The following is a 17225-nucleotide window of genomic DNA, read 5'->3' on the forward strand; positions in this document are numbered from 1 at the left end:
CGTAACGGGCGGCCGTCGCTCCCGTCTGCTCAATACTCCACAAAAGGGAGGTCAGGCGGTGTGCGTTCTGCTCAAGGGCGGCCGACGCGGCCGAGCGGAAGCGGCCACGCGGGGCGCTCGACGCCGTCGGGCAGCCGCCCCTCGTCGTCGAGCTTGTCGAGGTGGGCGGCGAGCGTGACCGTCGCCGCCGCGCGCAGCTGCGGGGGCGCGTCGGCCCATGCCCGCGCGAGCAGCTCGTCGACGGTCCGGGCGCCGTCGTCGAGCGCCTCGAGCACGAGCCGCTCCCGCTCGAGGCGGTGGCTGACGTACTCGGCCAGCTTCGCCTTGGGGTCGGTCACGAGCGGCCCGTGGCCGGGGGCGATCGCCGCCGGCCGGCGCGCGCGCAGCCGCTCCAGGCTCGTCAGGTAGGCGGCGAGCGCGCCCGGCGCGGGGATCAGCAGCGAGCTGCCGCGGCCGAGCACGATGTCGCCGCTGAAGACGATCGGCCCGAGCGCGAAGGCGAGGTGGTCTGGGGCATGGCCGGGCGTCGCGATCGCCGTCAGCGGCCCGGCGGCGTCGCCGTCGCCGAGCAGCAGGTCGGCGGCGTGCGCGGCGGCGACCGCGGCCGGGCCGGTCCGCTCCAGCAGCCCGCCGACCCCCTCGGCGTGGTCGGGATGGTCGTGCGTCAGGGCGATGCCGCCGAGCCCGCCGCGCGCCTCGAGCTCGGCCGCGAGCGCGTCGAGATGGGCGGCCAGCGCCGGGCCGGGATCGACGACCCACGCCGGATCGCGCCCGACGATCCACGAGTTGGTCCCCTCCAGCGTGAACGGCCCGGGGTTGTCGGCGCGGATCACGGCGACGTCGTGGGCCGTGAGCAGTTCCACCGCCAGCTCCCTCAGCGGGGGTCGAGCCGGTAGACCGGGCCCTGCTGCGAGACCACGTAGACGCGACCGGCGAGGTCCTCGCCAAACGAGGTGACCGACGGCACCCGCAGCCCGAGCGCCCGTCGGTCGCGCGCTCTCGGCAGCCGCAGTCTCGCGCTCAGCAGCCGGCCGGCGCAGAAGTCGGCGTAGATATAGCGGCCCCGCAGCGCCGGGAGCCGCCGATCGCGCACGACGTAGCCGCCGGTGATCGAGCAGTTGCCGCCGGCATGCGAGTACTCGAGCACCGGCCGGACGTGGTCGCGGACGGTCAGGCCGTCGTCGGAGCGCACGGTCCCCTCCCACGCGCGCCAGCCGAAGTTGGCGCCGGCGCCGGTCCCGCGGCGCAGGAAGTCGACCTCCTCGCGCGCCTCCTGGCCGACGTCGGCGATCGCGACGTCGCCCGTGCGGCGGTCGAACGAGAAGCGCCACGGGTTGCGCAGGCCCCACCAGTAGATCTCCGGCTTCGCGCCGGCCCGTCCGACGAACGGATTGTCGGCGGGGATGCCGTACGGTCTGCCGCCGCTCGGCAGCGGGTCGATCCGCAGGACCTTGCCGAGCCAGGTCCCAAGGTTCTGGGCGTTGCCGATGCGGCCGTGCTGGTCGAAGGCGCCGCCGCCGTCGCCGAAACCGATGTAGAGATGTCCGTCCGGGCCGAACGTCACCAGGCCGCCGTTGTGGTTGGACTCCGGCTGGGCTTGGAACAGCAGCTGGCGGGCGCTGCCGCGGTCGGCTCGATCGGGGCTCGAGCCGCGTCTGAACTCGACGATCCGCGTGTCGCCGTCGCGGTCGGTGTAGTCGACGTAGAAGCGGCCGCTGCTGGCGTAGTCGGGCGCGAAGGCGACCGACAGCAGCCCCTGCTCGCCGCCCGACCGCACGCGGTCGGAGATGTCGAGGAAGGGCGTGCGGACCGTCCTGCCGTTGCGCACGACGCGGATCCGTCCCTCCTGCTCGACGACGAACAGTCGGCTGCGGTCGCCGGGCGCCTGCGTCACGTGCACCGGCGCGTCGAAGCGGCCGATGCGCGTCAGCTTGTGGCCGCGGCGCTGCGCCGGCGCCGCCTGCGGGCCGCTCGCCGTGCGGCCTCCCGCGCCGTCGCCCTCGAGCGTCGCCGGGCCGGTTCTCGTCTGCACCGCGGGCGTGTCGCCGCAGGCGGCGAGCGCGACGCCGAGCGCCAGGAGGCTCGCCAGGAACGTGGTTGGCGCGCGGCGGTGCACGTACCCGAGCATTGCAGATCGGCCGGCTCCCGCCGACCACAGGGATGAGGTGCCGCGTCGCGGCGGCGCCTCCGTCCCCGTCGAAGAAGGATTCCCTCAATGGCCATCGCCCCGCCCACGTCCGCCCTCGGGACCGCGTCGACCACGACCGGCGCGCCGCTGGAGGTCGGCGACGACCGCTGGAACGACCTGCTCGCCTTCTGCGGGCTCAACGACGCGGATCTCGCGCTGCTGGCCGACGCGGCGCCGGGGAGCGAGCTGGTCGAGGGGCTGCCCGACCTCTTCTACTCGCACGTGCTGGCCAAGCCGGAGCTGCGCGGGATCATCGAGCGCCACTCGACCGTCGAGCGCCTCGCGCAGACGATGAAGCGCTACTTCCGCTCGGTCTTCAGCGGCGAGTTCGGGGCGCAGCGGCTCGGCGACGTCGTGCGCATCGGCGCCGTCCACGACCACATCGACCTGCCGATCGGCGCCTTCATCGGGGCGATACTGCAGCTCGACCGCGTCGCGATCCCGGCGATCGTCGAGCGCTACGCCGACGACCCGGTGCGTATGACGCAGGCGCTGCTCGCCTACCGCAAGGTCTCGACCGCCGACGTCGCGATCGTGACCCAGACCTTCATCGACGCGCGCGACCGCACCGTCGAGCTGGTCGAGCAGCTGGAGGCGCAGACCCGCCGCGTCGCCGAGGAGCAGCGCGAGGTGACGACGGTCTCGCAGTCGCTCGCCGCGGCCGCGCAGCAGTCGTACGCCTCGGCGACCGAGCTGAGCCGCACCTCGACGGGGATCGCCGAGCGCGCGACCGGCGCCAACGAGCTGATGTCCCAGAGCGTCGAGCTGGCGCGCGGCGGCGCCGACGTGACGACGGGGACCGACCGCGCCGTCGCCGACATGCGCGACGGCGTCGAGCAGATCTCCGAGCAGCTCGCCGCGCTGAGCGACCAGACGCGCGAGATCTCGACGATCGTCACCGGCATCCGCGAGATCGCCGACCAGACCAACCTGCTCGCGCTCAACGCGGCGATCGAGGCGGCCCGCGCCGGCGAGCACGGCCGCGGCTTCGCCGTCGTCGCCGAGGAGGTCCGCCGCCTCGCCGACCGCACGCGCGAGGCGCTGCAGGACATCACGCAGCTCAACGCCAACTCGCTGGCGGCGATCGAGGCGGTCGGCGGCGCCGTCGAGACGACCGGCGACCAGGTCTCCTCGGTCGAGCGCCACGCCGGCGACGCGCGCGAGAGCTTCAACGCGATCAACGACGCGATCGGCACGACCGCCGGCTCGCTCGGCGAGATCGTCGAGGGCGTCGGCGACGTCTCCCGCTCGGCCGACGAGCTGACCGGCGTCTCCCAGCAGGTCGCCTCGATGGCCGAGCGCCTCGGCACGCTCGGCGAGTCGCTCGCCGCCTCGCTCGACGACGCCCGCGCGCTGATCGAGGACGCGCGGCGGTAGCGCCGCACGTGCAGGAAAAGCGGCCCGCCAGGCGCGGCGGGCGGGCCTGGTCTGACGGGCCGCGCGCGGGAGATCGATAGCGCGCCAGGCGGGGCGGGTGGGCCTGATCCCGACGGGCCGCGCGCGGGAGCGCTGAAGATCCGCGCGCGGCGAGGTCCCCCGACCCGCCGCGCGCGCCGCCTCCCTGGTGGAGGCCCTACGACTCAGGCCACGGCGCGAGCGCGACCAGCCCCTCCTGGCCGGCGGCCGCCCACAGCTCCTCGGCGACGTGCGGCGCCAGCGGCGCCAGGCACTGGACCGCGGTCAGCAGCGCGCCCTGGAGCGCCGCCGTGTCGCTCGGCGCCAGCTCGCCCTGCTGTCTGATCACGCGCTGCTCGAAGTCTCTGATCCGCTCGACGAGCGTCATCACGTTGCGGGCGGCGCGATGGGTCTCCAGTCCCTCCATGTTCTCGGTGATCCGCCGCAGCGCGACCGAGCGCCAGTTCTCCAGCCGCCCGCGCAGCTTCACCGCCCCTTCGGCGGGATCGGGCTCGGGGACGACGCCGACGCCCTCGATCCGCGGCAGCGCGTAGCCCCAGAAGCCGACCAGCCAGCGGCGGCAGTACTGCAGCGCCTGGTCAGTCCACGTCAGCACGTTGGTCGGCGCGGCGGCGTAGAGGACGGCGAGCCGGACAGTGTCGGCGCCGACGCGCTGGAGCAGCTCGTCGGGGTCGACGACGTTGCCGAGGTGCTTGCTCATCTTGCGGCCGTCGAGGTGGACCATCTCGTGCATCAGCACGCGCTCGTGCGGCTCGCCGTGCTCGAGGTGCGGCAGCACGCCGACGTCGCGCAGGACCTTCGCCGTCATCCGCTGGTCGAACATCGAGCCGCCGCCGTCGGCGCCCCAGATCACCTGGTGGACCGGCAGCCAGCGCTCCATCTCGCTGTGGGAGAACATCTCGCTCGCGCGCTCGCCGGCCGGCGCGGAGAAGGGGAACCACTGCCACAGCCCGTCGACGTGGCAGTCGAGCGTGTCGGTCTCGCGCCGCGCGGCGCCGCCGCAGCTCGGACAGGTCGTCTGGACGAAGTCGTCGCGCTGGGCGAGGACGTTGCCCTCGCCGGTCGGGCGCAGGTCGTCGGGCAGCCGCACCGGCAGCTGCTCCTCGGGGACCGGCACCGTGCCGCAGGCGTCGCAGTGGACGAGCGGGATCGGCGCGCCCCAGGCCCGCTGGCGCGAGATCGGGAAGTCGCGCGCCTTGTAGCGGGCCGCCTCGCGCACCCGCGGCGGCCCGGGCGGCAGCTTCCACGCGAACAGCGCCGCGCCCTTCGACGGCAGCCGTCTCGCGATCGCCGCGTCGGTGCGGTCGACCGCCGGGACGCCGAGCACCGCGGTGCGGCCGAAGCGGGCGTCGACCGCCGGCGTGACGACGACCGGCAGCGGGTCTCTGTAGCCGGCGATGCCGAGCGTGCGGCCGCTGTCGACGATCGGGACGTTGTCGGCGCCGCGCTCGTCGCGGGCGATCCCGCCGCTGCGGATGCGCGCGACCTGGGCGCGGACGTCGTCGTCGAGGATCCACGCGTCGATCTCCGGGTGGCTCGGCGAGATCGCGACGAACTCGGCCTGCTCGACGGCGTCGGCGTGCGGGGTGAAGACGGTCAGCTGGGTGCCGTCGAGCGTCGCGCCGTCGAGCTCGACGCCGTCGACGCGGCCGAGCATCGTCCGCTGCGCGCCGACGGCCGCCGGGTTCCAGCCGCCGAGCCGCTCCATCCCTCTCTCGTTCTCCTCCAGGTACCGGCTGACGCCGAGGTACCACTGGGAGCGCTCGACGAGGCGGGTCGGCTCGTGGCAGCGCCAGCAGGCGCCCTCCTCGACCTGGAGGCTGGCGAGCACCGTCTTGCAGTTGTCGCACCAGTCGACCTGGCCCTCGGCGTGGTAGACGAGGCCCTCTCTCTGCAGCAGCAGGAACAGCCACTGGGTCCACTTGTACAGCTCGGGCTCGCTCGTGACCCACTCGCGCTCCCAGTCGAACGAGTAGCCGAGCCGGTCGAACTGCTCGCGCATCCGCGCGCGGCACTGCTGAACCCATTCGTTCGGCGTCAGCTCGTTGCGGATCGCGCCGATCTCGGTCGGCAGCCCGAAGGCGTCGAAGCCGATCGAGAACAGCACCGACCGCCCGCGCGTGCGCAGGAAGCGGGCGTACGCGTCGCTTATCGAGTAGCTGCGGATGTGGCCCATGTGGGCGCTGCCCGAGGTGAAGGGGCAGGCCGCGAAGATGTAGGCGGGCCGCTCGCCCTCGCGCGGGGCGGGCGTGGCGAAGGCGCCGGCCTCGCGCCATGCCTCCTGCCAGCGGGCTTCGATCGCTGCCGGGGCGTAGTCCGGCGTGACGCTTTGTGAGGCCATCATCCCCCCAGTTCGGCCTGGCGTGGAACTGTTCAACGCGGCGTCGCGACGCGCCCCATGCGCGTTCGCGCTCGACCGTGAGCTCTCGAGTCGACGAAGAGGTCTGCGCGCATCAACGACCGATGCACGATCTTCGGCTTCATTACGATCGTTGTTCGGATTCACGAATTACGTCAATCCGCTGCTGCACCACATCTCCAATGCGCCCGACGGGATTCGAACCCGCATCTTCCAGGCCCTAAACCTGGAGCTCTTGAGCTCATCTTTTGGCGGTGTGCGGTCCCAGGAGGGCCGCGAACGCGGCATCAGCCACCGAAACGGGGAAGATTTGGTCTCGATCCCTTCGGCTTGAGGGCTGGCGCTCCAAGGCACGCACGAACCTATTCGATTTACCGTTGACCAGTTGAGCTACGGACGCTCGCAACGACTGAGCCGCACCGCGTCCCCCGGGCAGCTCGAAGCGAGTATATGCAGGCCGTTCCGCCGAAGTCAATTAGAGCGTTGTTTCTGCGCAGACACGGCGAAAACGCCACCGTTTTCGATCCGTCTTGCAACGTTCCTGAGCGGTCTGTAGGCTGGCCGAAGCCGCTGTCGAGGAGGGGGTTCCGGGCGGCTCTCCCATCCGTGGTGCACGCACGCCTTCGGCGCTGTCGAGGTGCAATTAACCATGTCATCATTCATTTCCGCCGGTGCCGGGGCCGACGCTCCCCAGCGCCCACGCGCCACCGTTCGCGTCTTCGAGCTGCACGGGCCCGGCTCGGTGCTGGCCACCCGCCGCGCGCTGCCGCACGCCGGGACGCTGCTGCGGGTCGAGACGACCGGCGTCTGCGGCACCGACCATCACATCTGGGCCGGCGCGATCGAGGTCCCCGTCCCGCTGCTGCTCGGGCACGAGGTGATCGGCCGCGTCGAGCGCCTCCCCGCCGACCACGGGCTGGTCGCCGCGGCACAGCTGGCCGCGGGCGATCGCGTGCTGATCGCGCCCGGGGTCCCGTGCGGCGCGTGCGCGGGCTGCACCGGCGGCGACCGCTGCCTCGACCGCCCCTGCTACGGCCTGACGATGACCGGCGACGGGCTGACCGGCGGCTTCTCGCCGTACATGGAGCTGCTGCCGGGCACCCGCCTCTTCCACATCCCCGAGCGGGCGCCGGCCGAGCGGCTCGTCTTCGCCGAGCCGATGGCCTGCGTGCTGAGCGCGCTGAGAAAGGCCTTCGGCGAGCGGTTCGCGCCCAAGGGCGCCGGCGGGCTCGTGCTCGGCTTCGGCGTGATCGGCCTCTGCTCGGCCGTCGCGCTCGCCGCCGCCGGCGCGATCCCGACCGTGGTCGAGTTCGACGCCAGACGGCGCGCGCTCGCCGCCGCGCTCGGCTTCGCCACGCTCGCCACCTCCGAGGAGGCGGCGGCCGTCGCCTCCTCGCGCGACGGCTTCGACCTCGTCGTCGACGCCGCCGGCACGCCGGCCGCCTTCGCCGGCGCGCTGCGGCTGCTCGGCTGGGGCGGGACCCTGGTCGAGCTCGGCAACTTCGCCGACCTCGGCGAGGTCGCGATCAAGCCGAGCGACATCTGCCTGCGCGATCTGCGAATCGTCGGCAGCGGCGAGACCTTCTACGACGACTTCCCGGCGGCGATCCGCCTGGTCGTCGAGACGCCGGTCGAGATCGAGCACGCGATCACCGACGTCCACCGCTTCGACGCACTCGAGGATCCCAGCGAGCTGTTCACCGCTCGCGCGGCCGGAAAGGCGATGGTCTCCTTCACATGAGCCCCAGCACCGCGTTCGGCAACGGCGACGGGCCCACGCGGCCGGAAGGCGCGCAGGTCCTGCTGCTGACGCCGTTCACCGACGACGGCGAGGTCGACGAGCGCTCGCTCGCCTCGCTGGTCGACTACGTGATCGACGGCGGCATAGACGGCATCGTCGGCCTCGGCACGACCGGCGAGTTCTTCACGCTGTCGGTCGACGAGCAGGCGCAGCTGATGACGACGCTGGCGAAGGTCGTCGCCGGGCGCGTGCCGATCACCTACGGCGTCGGCAACAGCGCCACCAGCGTCTCGATCGCGCTCGCCAGGCACGCGCAGGCGCTCGGCGCCGAGTGCGTGATGCTCCAGCCGCCGTACTACTTCGACCACACCGCCGCCTCGACCGAGGCCCACTTCACCGCCGTCGCGGCCGCGGTCGAGCTGCCGGTGATGGCCTACGACGGCGGCGCCGGGATCGAGCTGAGCGTCGAGCGGGTCCGCCGCATCAGCGAGCAGGCGCCGAACGTGCGCTACGTGAAGATGTCGATCGTCGACCCCGCGAAGGTGCTCGCGATGCGCGAGGGGGCGCCGGCGGTCGAGGTGCTCGTCGGCGACGAGAACATGCTGCTGATGGGGCTGCGCCACGGCGCGATCGGCAGCACCGTCGGCTGGAGCAACGTCGACCCGAGCGCGATCGCGCGCGTCCACCGCAGCTTCGAGGACGGCGAGCTCGACGCCGCCCGCACCGTCCTGCTGCGCGAGGTCGTCCCGGCGGTCTCGCCGTGCATCACCGCCAAGAACGGCTGGATCCGCAGCTACAAGGAGATCCTCGCCGCAAAGGGCGTGATCGCCTCGCCCGCGACGCGGCTGCCGCTGACCCCGCTGGACCCCGTCCGCAGAGAAGAGGTGCTGGCCGCGATGCAGGAGCTGAAGCTGCTGTGAGGGACGGCCGCTGCAGACTGGCTCTATTCGACCTCGACGGCGTCCTGGTCGACTCGCGGGCCGCAATGGAAGAGGCGTGGGAGGCGGTCCAGCGGGACCTCGGCGTGACGGTGCCGTTCGCCGCCTACTTCCGCGAGATCGGCCGGCCGTTCGCCGACATCATGGAGCGGCTGGGGCTGGAGCGGCAGCGCGAGGAGATCGAGCGGGTCTACTTCGCCACCGCGCTGCGCACCGCGCCGCGCGTGCCGGCATTCCCCGGCGTCGGGGCGGCGCTCGCGCGGCTGGCGGTCGCCGGCGTCAAGCTCGGCGTCGTCACCTCGAAGGCGCGGCCGCAGACCTACTGGGCGCTGTCGCAGTTCGACGTGCCGTTCGAGACCGTCCAGACGCCGGAGGACCGCCATCCCGGCAAGCCGTCGCCGTGGCCGCTGCTGATCGCCGCCAGCGAGGCGCGCACCGACGTCGCCGACGCCGTCTTCATAGGCGACATGGACGTCGACTGCGCCGCCGCGCGGCATGCCGGGATGCGCTTCATGCACGCGGCCTGGGGCTACGGCCGCAGGCCCGACGGCTGCGCCCAGCTGCGCTCGACCGCCGAGATCGGCGAGCTCGTGCGGATGCCGCTGCGCGACGCCGCCTGACGGGGGCCCGCCGCGGCATGAGGTGCGAGTCTTGGTCGCTGAGCGACCAGAACTCGCATGTCATCGCGGTGGTCAGGCCGTCGCAACCTCCTCGCGGTACCAGTCGGGCCAGGGGTCGGGCAGGCGGCGCCAGGCGTCGGCGCCCTGCGACAGCTCGGCGTCGGTCAGCAGGCAGGCGTCGAGCCGCTCGGTCAGCGCGCGCTCGTCGAGGCCCGTGCCGATGAAGACCAGCTCCTGGCGGCGATCGCCCCATCTCCCCCGCGCGACCTGCGCGTCGATCTGCGCGAACGCCTCGGGCTCCTGCGGCCATGCCTCGCGCGGGACCGCGGCCCACCACGCGCCGGCCGGGCCGACGTGGGCGATGCCGCCGGCGATCGACCATTCGGCCGCCACCGCCGGCCGCGACGCCAGCCACAGGAAGCCCTTCGAGCGGACGACCTCGGGCAGGCCCTCGTCGAGGAGCGCCCACAGCCGTTGCGGATGGAACGGCCGCTCGCGGCGATAGGCGAACGACGCGAAGCCGTACTCGTCGGCCTCCGAGGCCTCCTCGCCGCGCAGCACGGCCAGCCAGCCCGGCGCCTCCGCGGCCCGTTCGAAGTCGAAGGCGCCGGTGTCCAGCAGCGCGCGCGGGTCGACGCGGCCGCGCTCGGCGCGGATCAGCCTGGCGACCGGGTTGAGCCGCCGCAGCAGCGCCTCCAGCTCCGGCAGCTGCTCGGGCGCGAGCAGGTCGGTCTTGTTGACGACGATCACGTCGGCGAACTCGACCTGGTCGACGAGCAGGTCGGCGACGGTGCGCTCGTCCCCCTCCCCCAGCGACTCGCCCCGCTCGGCGATCGCGTCGACCGAGCCGAGGTCGCGCAGGAACGCCCCGGCGTCGACGACCGTCGCCATCGTGTCGAGGCGCGCGAGGTCGCCGAGGCTGCGCCCCTCCTCGTCGGCGAAGGTGAAGGTCTCGGCGACGTTGAGCGGCTCCGAGATGCCGGTCGACTCGATCACGAGCTGGTCGAACGCCCCCTCGCGCGCCAGCCGCGCGACCTCGACCAGCAGGTCCTCGCGCAGCGTGCAGCAGATGCAGCCGTTGGTCAGCTCGACGAGCCGCTCCTCGACGCGGGTCAGCGCGCCGGCGCCGCCGCGCACGAGCTGCGCGTCGACGTTGATCTCGCTCATGTCGTTGACGATCACCGCGATCCGCAGGCCGTCGCGGTTGGCGAGCAGGTGGTTGAGCAGCGTCGTCTTGCCGGCGCCGAGGAAGCCGGAGAGGACGGTGACGGGCAGGCGGCCGTCGGCGGAGGCCGCGGCCGGCGCGGCGCCGGGCGGCGCGGCGGCGGATGGGTCGGAGGCGCGGGAATCGGTCATGGTTGAGGATCCTAAACCAAATGGGACTGAATCTCATTCTTATCATTCGCTATCGTTGCGGTCATGCCGATCTCCAGCCGCCCCCGCGCCCTGCTCGCCGCCGGACTGTCGACCGCCGTCATCGCCCTCGCCGGCTGCGGCTCCGACGACGGCGGCGGCGTCACGACCGGCACGGGCGGCTCCGACGCCGGCTCGGTCGACGTCGTCGCGACGACGACGGTGCTCGGCGACATCGCGCGCGCGGTCGGCGGCGACGCCGTCCGGGTCGACCAGCTGCTGCAGCCCAACAGCGATCCGCACGACTACGAGCCGCGCCCCGGCGACGTCGTCGCGACCTCGAAGGCGGCCCTGGTGCTGGCCAGCGGCGACGGCCTCGACGACTGGATCGAGGAGGTCGTCGCGCAGTCGGCCGGCGACCCGACGGTGCTCGACCTCGCGAGCGAGCTGCCGGTGCGGCGCGACAGCGACGACGACGACCACGACCACGCAGACGACGACCACGCCGGCGAGGAGGCGCACGCCGAGGACGGGCACGGCCACGACCATGCCGACGACGCGCACGCCGGCGAGGACGACCATGGACACGACCACGCCGGCGAGGAGGCGCACGCCGAGGACGAGCACGGGCACGCCGGCGAGGCGCATGCCGACGAGGAGAGCCATGCCGATGACGACGGCCACGACCACGGCCCGACCGACCCGCACTGGTGGCACGACCCGACCAACGTCGAGGCCGCGGCGAACGCCGTCCGCGACGCGCTGACCGCGGCCAACCCGGGCGGCAGAGCGGTCTACGCCGCCAACGCCGCCGCCTACGTCAGCAAGGTCCGCGCGCTCGACGCCGGCATCAGAAGATGCCTCGCCGCCGTCCCGGAGAGACAGCGCAAGCTCGTCACCGACCACGACGCGCTCGGCTACTTCGCCGACCGCTACGACGTCGAGGTCGTCGGCGCCGTGATCCCGTCGCTGTCGACGCAGGCGCAGCCCTCGGCCGGCGACGTCGCCGAGCTGGCGCGCGTGATCAGACGCGAGGGCGTCAGAGCGGTCTTCCCCGAGTCGGGCTCGAGCCGCAAGCTGCCGGAGGCGCTCGCGAAGGAGACCGGCGTCACCGCCGCCTACCACCTCTACGGCGACGCGCTCGGCCCTGAGGGCTCCGGCGCCGACACCTACCTTGGGATGGAGGCGGCCAACGCCGACGCGATGGTGCGCGGCTTCACCGGCGGCGAGCGCGGCTGCGAGATCGCCGGCCTCTGACGGCGGCGGCTAGGATCGAGTGCATGTGCATGCAGTGCATGGCCGGGGCGATGACCGCGACCGCCGGCGCCGCCGGCATCCGCGCCTGGCTCGCGACGCGCGCCTTCGGCTGGCTGACGCCGCGGCGGATGAAGGCGATCACGATCGGCCTCGTCGCCGTCGCGCTGCTCGCCTCGACGATCCTGATCGGCGGCTCGGGCTCGGGCTCGACGCCGGCCGGCTGAGCTGAGCCGCCGCCCGTCTCGCCGCGCGGCGCTCAGCGCTCCAGCAGCCGCTCGCGCAGCCGCGCCTGCACGTCGGCGCCGAGGCCGAGGCCGTCGGCGAACCAGCCCTCGATGGTGCCGTGCACCGCGCGCAGGTGGTCGACGCCGGCGCGCAGGTAGCCGGGCTGGACGCCGAGGATCGGGCGCAGCGCGTCCGGGTCGCCGCCGCCGGCGGCGAAGGCGTCGATCAGCGGTCTGAAGGCGCGCAGCGCAAGCTCGTCGCTGAGCATGAAGTCGTCGAGGATCGCCTCGTCGGGCACGCCGAGCAGCATCAGCAGCGACGCCGACGCCCAGCCGGTGCGGTCCTTGCCCGCGGTGCAGTGGTAGAGGAGCGGGCCGGCATCGTCGCCGGCGTCGGCGATCGAGCGGAACAGGAGCGCGTACGCCTCGCGCGCGCTCGGGAGCGTGACGAACTCGCGGTAGGTCTGCTCGAACAATCTCTGCACGACCCCGTCGCGAACGGCCCGCTCGACGTCGGCCGGCGAGCGGATCAATCTCGGCAGCTGCGCCGGGACGGCGTGGTCGTGGTCGCCGAGCACGTTCGCGACGAGCAGCCCGACGCCGTCGGGGAGGCGGTCGGGACCGGCGGTGCGCTCGGCGGTCGTGCGCAGGTCGACGACCGTCGCGACGCCGAGCGCGGCGAACCGCTCCAGCGCGCCGTCGTCGAGCCGGTCGAGCTGGCCGGAGCGGTAGAGCAGCCCGGTGCGGACGCGGCCGCCGTCGACGGTCTCCAGCCCACCGGCGTCGCGCAGGTTGGGCACGGCGGCGAGCGGCGGGGCGGGACGGGTCGGCACGCGCCGGAGATTAGCTCGGCGCGTGCCCGACCGGCGCCGCGGCACGGCCGGCGGCGCCGCGCTCAGTGGGCGTGGTCGTGGCCGCCCTCCGGCAGCGCGCTCGCGGGGATGCGCGCGACGACGGCGGCCGCGAGGCCGGTCGTGATCGGGACGGAGACGAGCAGCGCCATCGAGCCGACGAGCGTCGCGACGATCGGCTCGGAGAGGTCCTGGAGGTTGAGCGCGTCGGCGGTCGGGACGCCGCCCGACTGCAGCACGAGCAGCAGCGGCAGCGTCGCGCCGGCGTAGGCGAGCATCAGCGTGTGGGTCGTCGCGACGAGGTGGTCGCGGCCGACCGCGTAGCCCTCGCGGTAGAGGCGGCGGGCGCCGAGGCGCGGGTTGGCGCGCCGCACCGCCATCACCGCCGAGGCCTGCGTCACGGCCATGTCGGCGAGCACGCCGAGGCAGCCGAGCACGAGCCCGGCGAGCACGATCCCCTGCAGCGAGACCTCCCCCGCCGACTGCGTCAGCGCGCTCGCCAGCTCGCCCGAGCGGCCGTCGAGCTTGGCGGTGTGGATCGCGAGCGCGCCGACGGCGGTCGCCAGCGACAGCGTGATCGCGATCCCGACAGCCGCCGCCGCGCTCTGGGCGGTGAGGCCGTAGGTGAGCGCGACCGTCACGAACATCACCGCCAGCGCGCCGACGAGCGCGACCAGCAGCGCCGGTCTGCCGTCGAGGATCGCCGGCACGACGAAGCGGACGACCAGCGCGAGGCTGAGGACGAAGCCGGCGATCGCGAGCAGACCGCGCCAGCGCGCCATCGCGATCACCATCGCGCCGAAGGCGACCGCGAGCCACAGCAGCGTGCCGCGCCGCTCGACGCCGGCGAAGACGTACGGCGCCGCGCCCTCCGGCGCCTGCGCCCCCTTGGGCAGGCCCTCCGGCACGGCGACCGGCTGCACGCGCACGGCGTCGCCGACGTCGAGATCCGGGACGAGCTCGGAGGGGCCGAGGTCGAGTCGCACGCGCGGCCCCTCGTCGACCGCGACGACCGCCGAGCGACAGCTCTGCTCGGCCGGTCCGGGACAGCGCCCCTCGATCACGCGCACGACCTCGGCGCCGACGGTCGCGCCGCTGCCGCTCGCGACGCCGGCCGGCGCCTCCCGCTCGCCCGGCCACAGCAGCACGAGGCCGACGACCGTCGCGACCGCCAGCAGCGCGACGGCGGCGACCAGCAGCCGCCCGGCACCGGTCCGCGCGAAGGCCACATGGGCGCGCCAGCCGGCGGGGTCGTGGCGGTCGTGGCGCGCGTGGCCGTGCACGGCGCCCTGCGCGTGGTGCTCGCCGGGCGCGCGGTCGCCGTGGGCCCGATGCTCGCCGAGCGGACGCTCGCCGGACCCGCCGCGGTCGGCGGGCGGGGCAGCGGGGTCGTCGTCGCCGTCGCGGCGCGGGCGCTCGGGGGCGAAGCTCATCGCGAGGGAGTTCGCGGCCTGCCGCCGGCCTCCTGTGCAAGCCTCCCCAGATGGCCGGACCCCGTCAGCCGTTCGCGCTCCTGCTCGCCTTCCTCGCCGTCGCGCTCGGCCTCGCGAGCGTCGTCGCGATCCACCTGCGCGCCGAGGCGCTCGACCGCCGCACCTTCGCCGACAACGCGCTCGAGGCGCTCGACCGCGAGCCGGTCCGGGCGCTCGTCACCGACGAGATCTCCGACCGCCTGCTCTCCGCCGCGCCGGTCGACGTGATCCCGCGCCAGACGGTCGAGACGGCCGTCGGCGAGGTCGTCGCGACGCGCGCCTTCCGCCGCTCCTTCCGCCGCAGCGCCGTCGAGGCCAACCGCGTCCTCTTCGACGGGACCGCCGACGCCGCCTCGCTGCGGCTGGAGTCGGTCACCGCCGCGCTCGCCGGCGTCGACCCGCGGCTGGCGCGGCTCGTGCCGGCCGGCGCCTCGCTGCAGCTGCTGACGCTGCGGCGCGACAGCCTCGGCGTCGGCACCGTGCGCGTCGCCGACGGGATCGAGACGACCGCGCGGGTCGCGCCGTGGCTGGCACTCGCCGCGCTCGCGGCCGCGCTGCTCGTCGCCGTCGACCGCCGCCGGCTGCTGCGCGCGGCCGGCGTGCTCGTCGTCCTCGGCGGCGTCGCCCTGCTCGTCGCGCTGCCGGTGACGCGCTCGACGGTCGAGGGGCGGGTCGACGCGAGCGCGGCCGTCGATCCGACCACCGCGCGCGCCGCGGCCGGCGAGGTCTTCGACGTCTACGCCGACGGCCTGCGGGTGATCGGGATCGTCGCGATCGGCGGCGGGCTCGCGCTCGCGGCCGCCGCGACGATCCTTGGCGGCCGTCGCACCTGACCGCCAACCGACCGTCTCAGACAGGTGCCGGCGCATGCCGCCGGTGCGGCGCGCCGACGCGCGAGCGCGCGAGGTGCGGTCGACGACGCACCGCGCTCCGCGGCCGGCCGCCTCTCCAGTCGACCGGCCGCGGAGCTTCCTGTATGACCAACGTCACACAAGGAGGGGGTGCGACTCCGCATGATGTGACTACGCGATCGACCCCCAGCCGGGATACGCGGCCCGGCCAAGAGCTTCCTCACCGATCGCAGCACCACCACATAGACACATCTCTCCTCCCGAGACACGGCTCGCCCAAGGCGGGCCGTTTCTCTTTGGATTGCGGCAGAGTAGCGCGTCGCGCCGCGAGGCGTCCGCTCCCCTCGCGAGCCCCGCCCCGACCTGGCGCGCGCACCGCCGTCGCCGCCTCTCGCAGCGGGCGCACGGGCCCGCGTCGTACCCTCACAGACGATGCTCGAGCAGGAAGACCGCGAAGAGCGCGCGCAGGCGGGCGCGCACGACGACGGCGCGACGGCGGCGACGCCCGCCGCCGACGGGATCGATCCCGAGCGCCTGGCGATCGCGCTGGCGGTGCTGGCCGAGGCCGACGAGCTGCCGCTCGAGCATCCCGACGCGCTCGCGATCCAGCGCGCGACGGCGAGAATCTACAAGACGGTCAAACGCCGCCGGAAGAGCGAGAAGCGGCGCGCGATCGTCGAGCACGACGAGGCCGTCACCGCCGCGACCGCGACCGGCGCGCCCGGCCGCATCGATGACGAGACCGCCGGCCTGCCCCTCACGACGACCACGAGCGGCGCGATCGCCGGCCACCTGATCGAGCCGCGCGCCTGCTACGTCTGCAAGCAGCGCTACCGGCAGGTCGACGCCTGGTACCACCAGCTCTGTCCCGACTGCGCGGCCTTCAACCACGCCCGCCGCGAGGCCCGCACCGACCTCAGCGGCCGCCGCGCGCTGCTGACGGGCGGCCGCGCGAAGATCGGCATGTACATCGCGCTGCGGCTGCTGCGCGACGGTGCCCACACGACGATCACGACCCGCTTCCCCAACGACGCCGTCCGCCGCTTCAAGGCGATGGAGGACAGCGGCGACTGGCTCCACCGGCTGAGAATCGTCGGGATCGACCTGCGCGACCCGGCGCAGGTGATCGCGCTCGCCGACGCCGTCGCCGCCGAGGGCCCGCTCGACATCCTCATCAACAACGCCGCGCAGACGGTCCGCCGCTCGCCGGAGGCGTACGCGCCGCTGGTCGCGGCAGAGCAGGCGCCGCTGCCGGGCGGCGAGCTGCCGGAGCTCGTCAGCTTCGGCCAGGTCGCCGCCGCGCGGCCGACGTCCCTGCCGCCGGCCGAGCTGGCGAGCGGCGACCACTGGGCGCCGACGCCGCACGCGCTGAGCGCGCTGGCGCTCGACGGCACGTCGGTCTCGCGCGAGCGGATCGCCGCCGGGGAGGCGATCGACGCCGGCGGCCTCCTGCCCGACGTCCACGTCGCCGACAACAGCTGGAGCCAGGTCGTCGACGAGGTCGACCCGACCGAGCTGCTCGAGGTCCAGCTCTGCAACATGACGGCGCCGTTCATCCTCGTCAGCCGCCTGCGCGCGGCGCTCGCCGCCTCGCCGGCCCGCCGCAAGCACGTCGTCAACGTCTCGGCGATGGAGGGCCAGTTCAGCCGCGGCTACAAGGGCCCGGGCCATCCCCACACGAACATGGCGAAGGCGGCGCTCAACATGCTGACGCGCACGAGCGCGCAGGAGCTGCTGGAGCGCGACGGGATCCTGATGACCGCCGTCGACACCGGCTGGATCACCGACGAGCGGCCCCACCCGCAGAAGATGCGGCTCGCCGACGCCGGCTTCCACGCCCCGCTCGACCTCGTCGACGGCGCCGCGCGCGTCTACGACCCGATCGTGCGCGGCGAGGCCGGCGAGGACGTCCACGGCGTCTTCCTGAAGGACTACAGAGCGTCGCCCTGGTGAGC

14 protein-coding genes and 1 tRNA gene are annotated in these 17225 nt (G+C 74.0%); 8 read left to right on the top strand and 7 right to left on the bottom strand.

The genetic code is table 11. The features are described from left to right. Positions 1–71: 71 nt before the first annotated feature. Positions 72–863: an MBL fold metallo-hydrolase gene (locus BDZ31_RS11605; RefSeq protein ID WP_183342167.1), complete on the bottom strand. Its 792-nt coding sequence runs from the start codon at positions 861–863 to the stop codon at positions 72–74. 11 nt (positions 864–874) lie between these two features. Further along, entirely contained in the window at positions 875–2128 is a 1254-nt protein-coding gene (locus BDZ31_RS11610; protein WP_183342169.1) for a PQQ-dependent sugar dehydrogenase, read from the bottom strand. Between the two features lie 87 nt (positions 2129–2215). On the opposite strand from BDZ31_RS11610, the gene BDZ31_RS11615 reads away from it, so the two are divergent. Beyond that, positions 2216–3565 carry a globin-coupled sensor protein gene (locus BDZ31_RS11615; protein ID WP_183342171.1) on the top strand — a complete coding sequence of 450 codons (1350 nt, stop codon included), beginning with the start codon at positions 2216–2218 and terminating at the stop codon, positions 3563–3565. A 196-nt stretch (positions 3566–3761) separates the two neighbouring features. On the opposite strand, the gene BDZ31_RS11620 is transcribed toward BDZ31_RS11615, so the two are convergent. Further along, entirely contained in the window at positions 3762–5945 is a 2184-nt protein-coding gene (locus BDZ31_RS11620) for a class I tRNA ligase family protein (RefSeq protein ID WP_183342173.1), read from the bottom strand. A gap of 201 nt (positions 5946–6146) precedes the next feature. Beyond that, a tRNA-Leu gene (locus tag BDZ31_RS11625) sits at positions 6147–6363 on the bottom strand. Between the two features lie 249 nt (positions 6364–6612). On the opposite strand from BDZ31_RS11625, the gene BDZ31_RS11630 reads away from it, so the two are divergent. Genes BDZ31_RS11630 through BDZ31_RS11640 form a run of 3 tightly spaced genes read left to right on the top strand, consistent with a single transcriptional unit; the run spans position 6613 to position 9262 of the window. Continuing rightward, entirely contained in the window at positions 6613–7704 is a 1092-nt protein-coding gene (locus BDZ31_RS11630; protein ID WP_183342175.1) for an alcohol dehydrogenase catalytic domain-containing protein, read from the top strand. After that, positions 7701–8624 (top strand): dihydrodipicolinate synthase family protein, encoded by a 924-nt coding sequence (locus BDZ31_RS11635; RefSeq protein ID WP_183342176.1) that lies wholly within the window; start codon positions 7701–7703, stop codon positions 8622–8624. The genes BDZ31_RS11630 and BDZ31_RS11635 overlap by 4 nt, the downstream gene beginning before the upstream one ends. Further along, complete coding sequence (locus tag BDZ31_RS11640; protein WP_183342178.1) at positions 8621–9262, top strand: HAD-IA family hydrolase; 642 nt, start codon at positions 8621–8623, stop codon at positions 9260–9262. The genes BDZ31_RS11635 and BDZ31_RS11640 overlap by 4 nt, the downstream gene beginning before the upstream one ends. 72 nt (positions 9263–9334) lie before the next feature. On the opposite strand, the gene zigA is transcribed toward BDZ31_RS11640, so the two are convergent. Then, positions 9335–10618, bottom strand: a complete 1284-nt coding sequence (gene zigA / locus BDZ31_RS11645) for a zinc metallochaperone GTPase ZigA (RefSeq protein ID WP_183342180.1) — start codon at positions 10616–10618, stop codon at positions 9335–9337. A 63-nt stretch (positions 10619–10681) separates the two neighbouring features. Between zigA and BDZ31_RS11650 the strand changes: the two genes are divergently transcribed. Next, positions 10682–11872: a metal ABC transporter substrate-binding protein gene (locus tag BDZ31_RS11650; RefSeq protein WP_183342182.1), complete on the top strand. Its 1191-nt coding sequence runs from the start codon at positions 10682–10684 to the stop codon at positions 11870–11872. Between the two features lie 23 nt (positions 11873–11895). Next, complete coding sequence (locus BDZ31_RS11655) at positions 11896–12096, top strand: hypothetical protein (protein WP_183342184.1); 201 nt, start codon at positions 11896–11898, stop codon at positions 12094–12096. 32 nt (positions 12097–12128) lie between these two features. Here BDZ31_RS11655 and BDZ31_RS11660 read toward each other — a convergent pair whose 3' ends face one another. Together BDZ31_RS11660 and BDZ31_RS11665 are read right to left on the bottom strand one after the other, a co-directional pair. Continuing rightward, positions 12129–12929 (bottom strand): tyrosine-protein phosphatase, encoded by an 801-nt coding sequence (locus BDZ31_RS11660; RefSeq protein WP_183342186.1) that lies wholly within the window; start codon positions 12927–12929, stop codon positions 12129–12131. A 62-nt stretch (positions 12930–12991) separates the two neighbouring features. Then, positions 12992–14380 carry a YibE/F family protein gene (locus tag BDZ31_RS11665; protein WP_183342188.1) on the bottom strand — a complete coding sequence of 463 codons (1389 nt, stop codon included), beginning with the start codon at positions 14378–14380 and terminating at the stop codon, positions 12992–12994. Between the two features lie 50 nt (positions 14381–14430). Here BDZ31_RS11665 and BDZ31_RS11670 point away from each other — a divergent pair, with 50 nt between their 5' ends. Both BDZ31_RS11670 and BDZ31_RS11675 read left to right on the top strand, forming a co-directional pair. Continuing rightward, complete coding sequence (locus tag BDZ31_RS11670; protein ID WP_183342190.1) at positions 14431–15252, top strand: hypothetical protein; 822 nt, start codon at positions 14431–14433, stop codon at positions 15250–15252. Between the two features lie 450 nt (positions 15253–15702). Further along, positions 15703–17223: an SDR family NAD(P)-dependent oxidoreductase gene (locus BDZ31_RS11675; protein ID WP_183342192.1), complete on the top strand. Its 1521-nt coding sequence runs from the start codon at positions 15703–15705 to the stop codon at positions 17221–17223. Positions 17224–17225: the final 2 nt, after the last annotated feature.

Source organism: Conexibacter arvalis, from assembly GCF_014199525.1.
Lineage (GTDB): Bacteria > Actinomycetota > Thermoleophilia > Solirubrobacterales > Solirubrobacteraceae > Conexibacter > Conexibacter arvalis.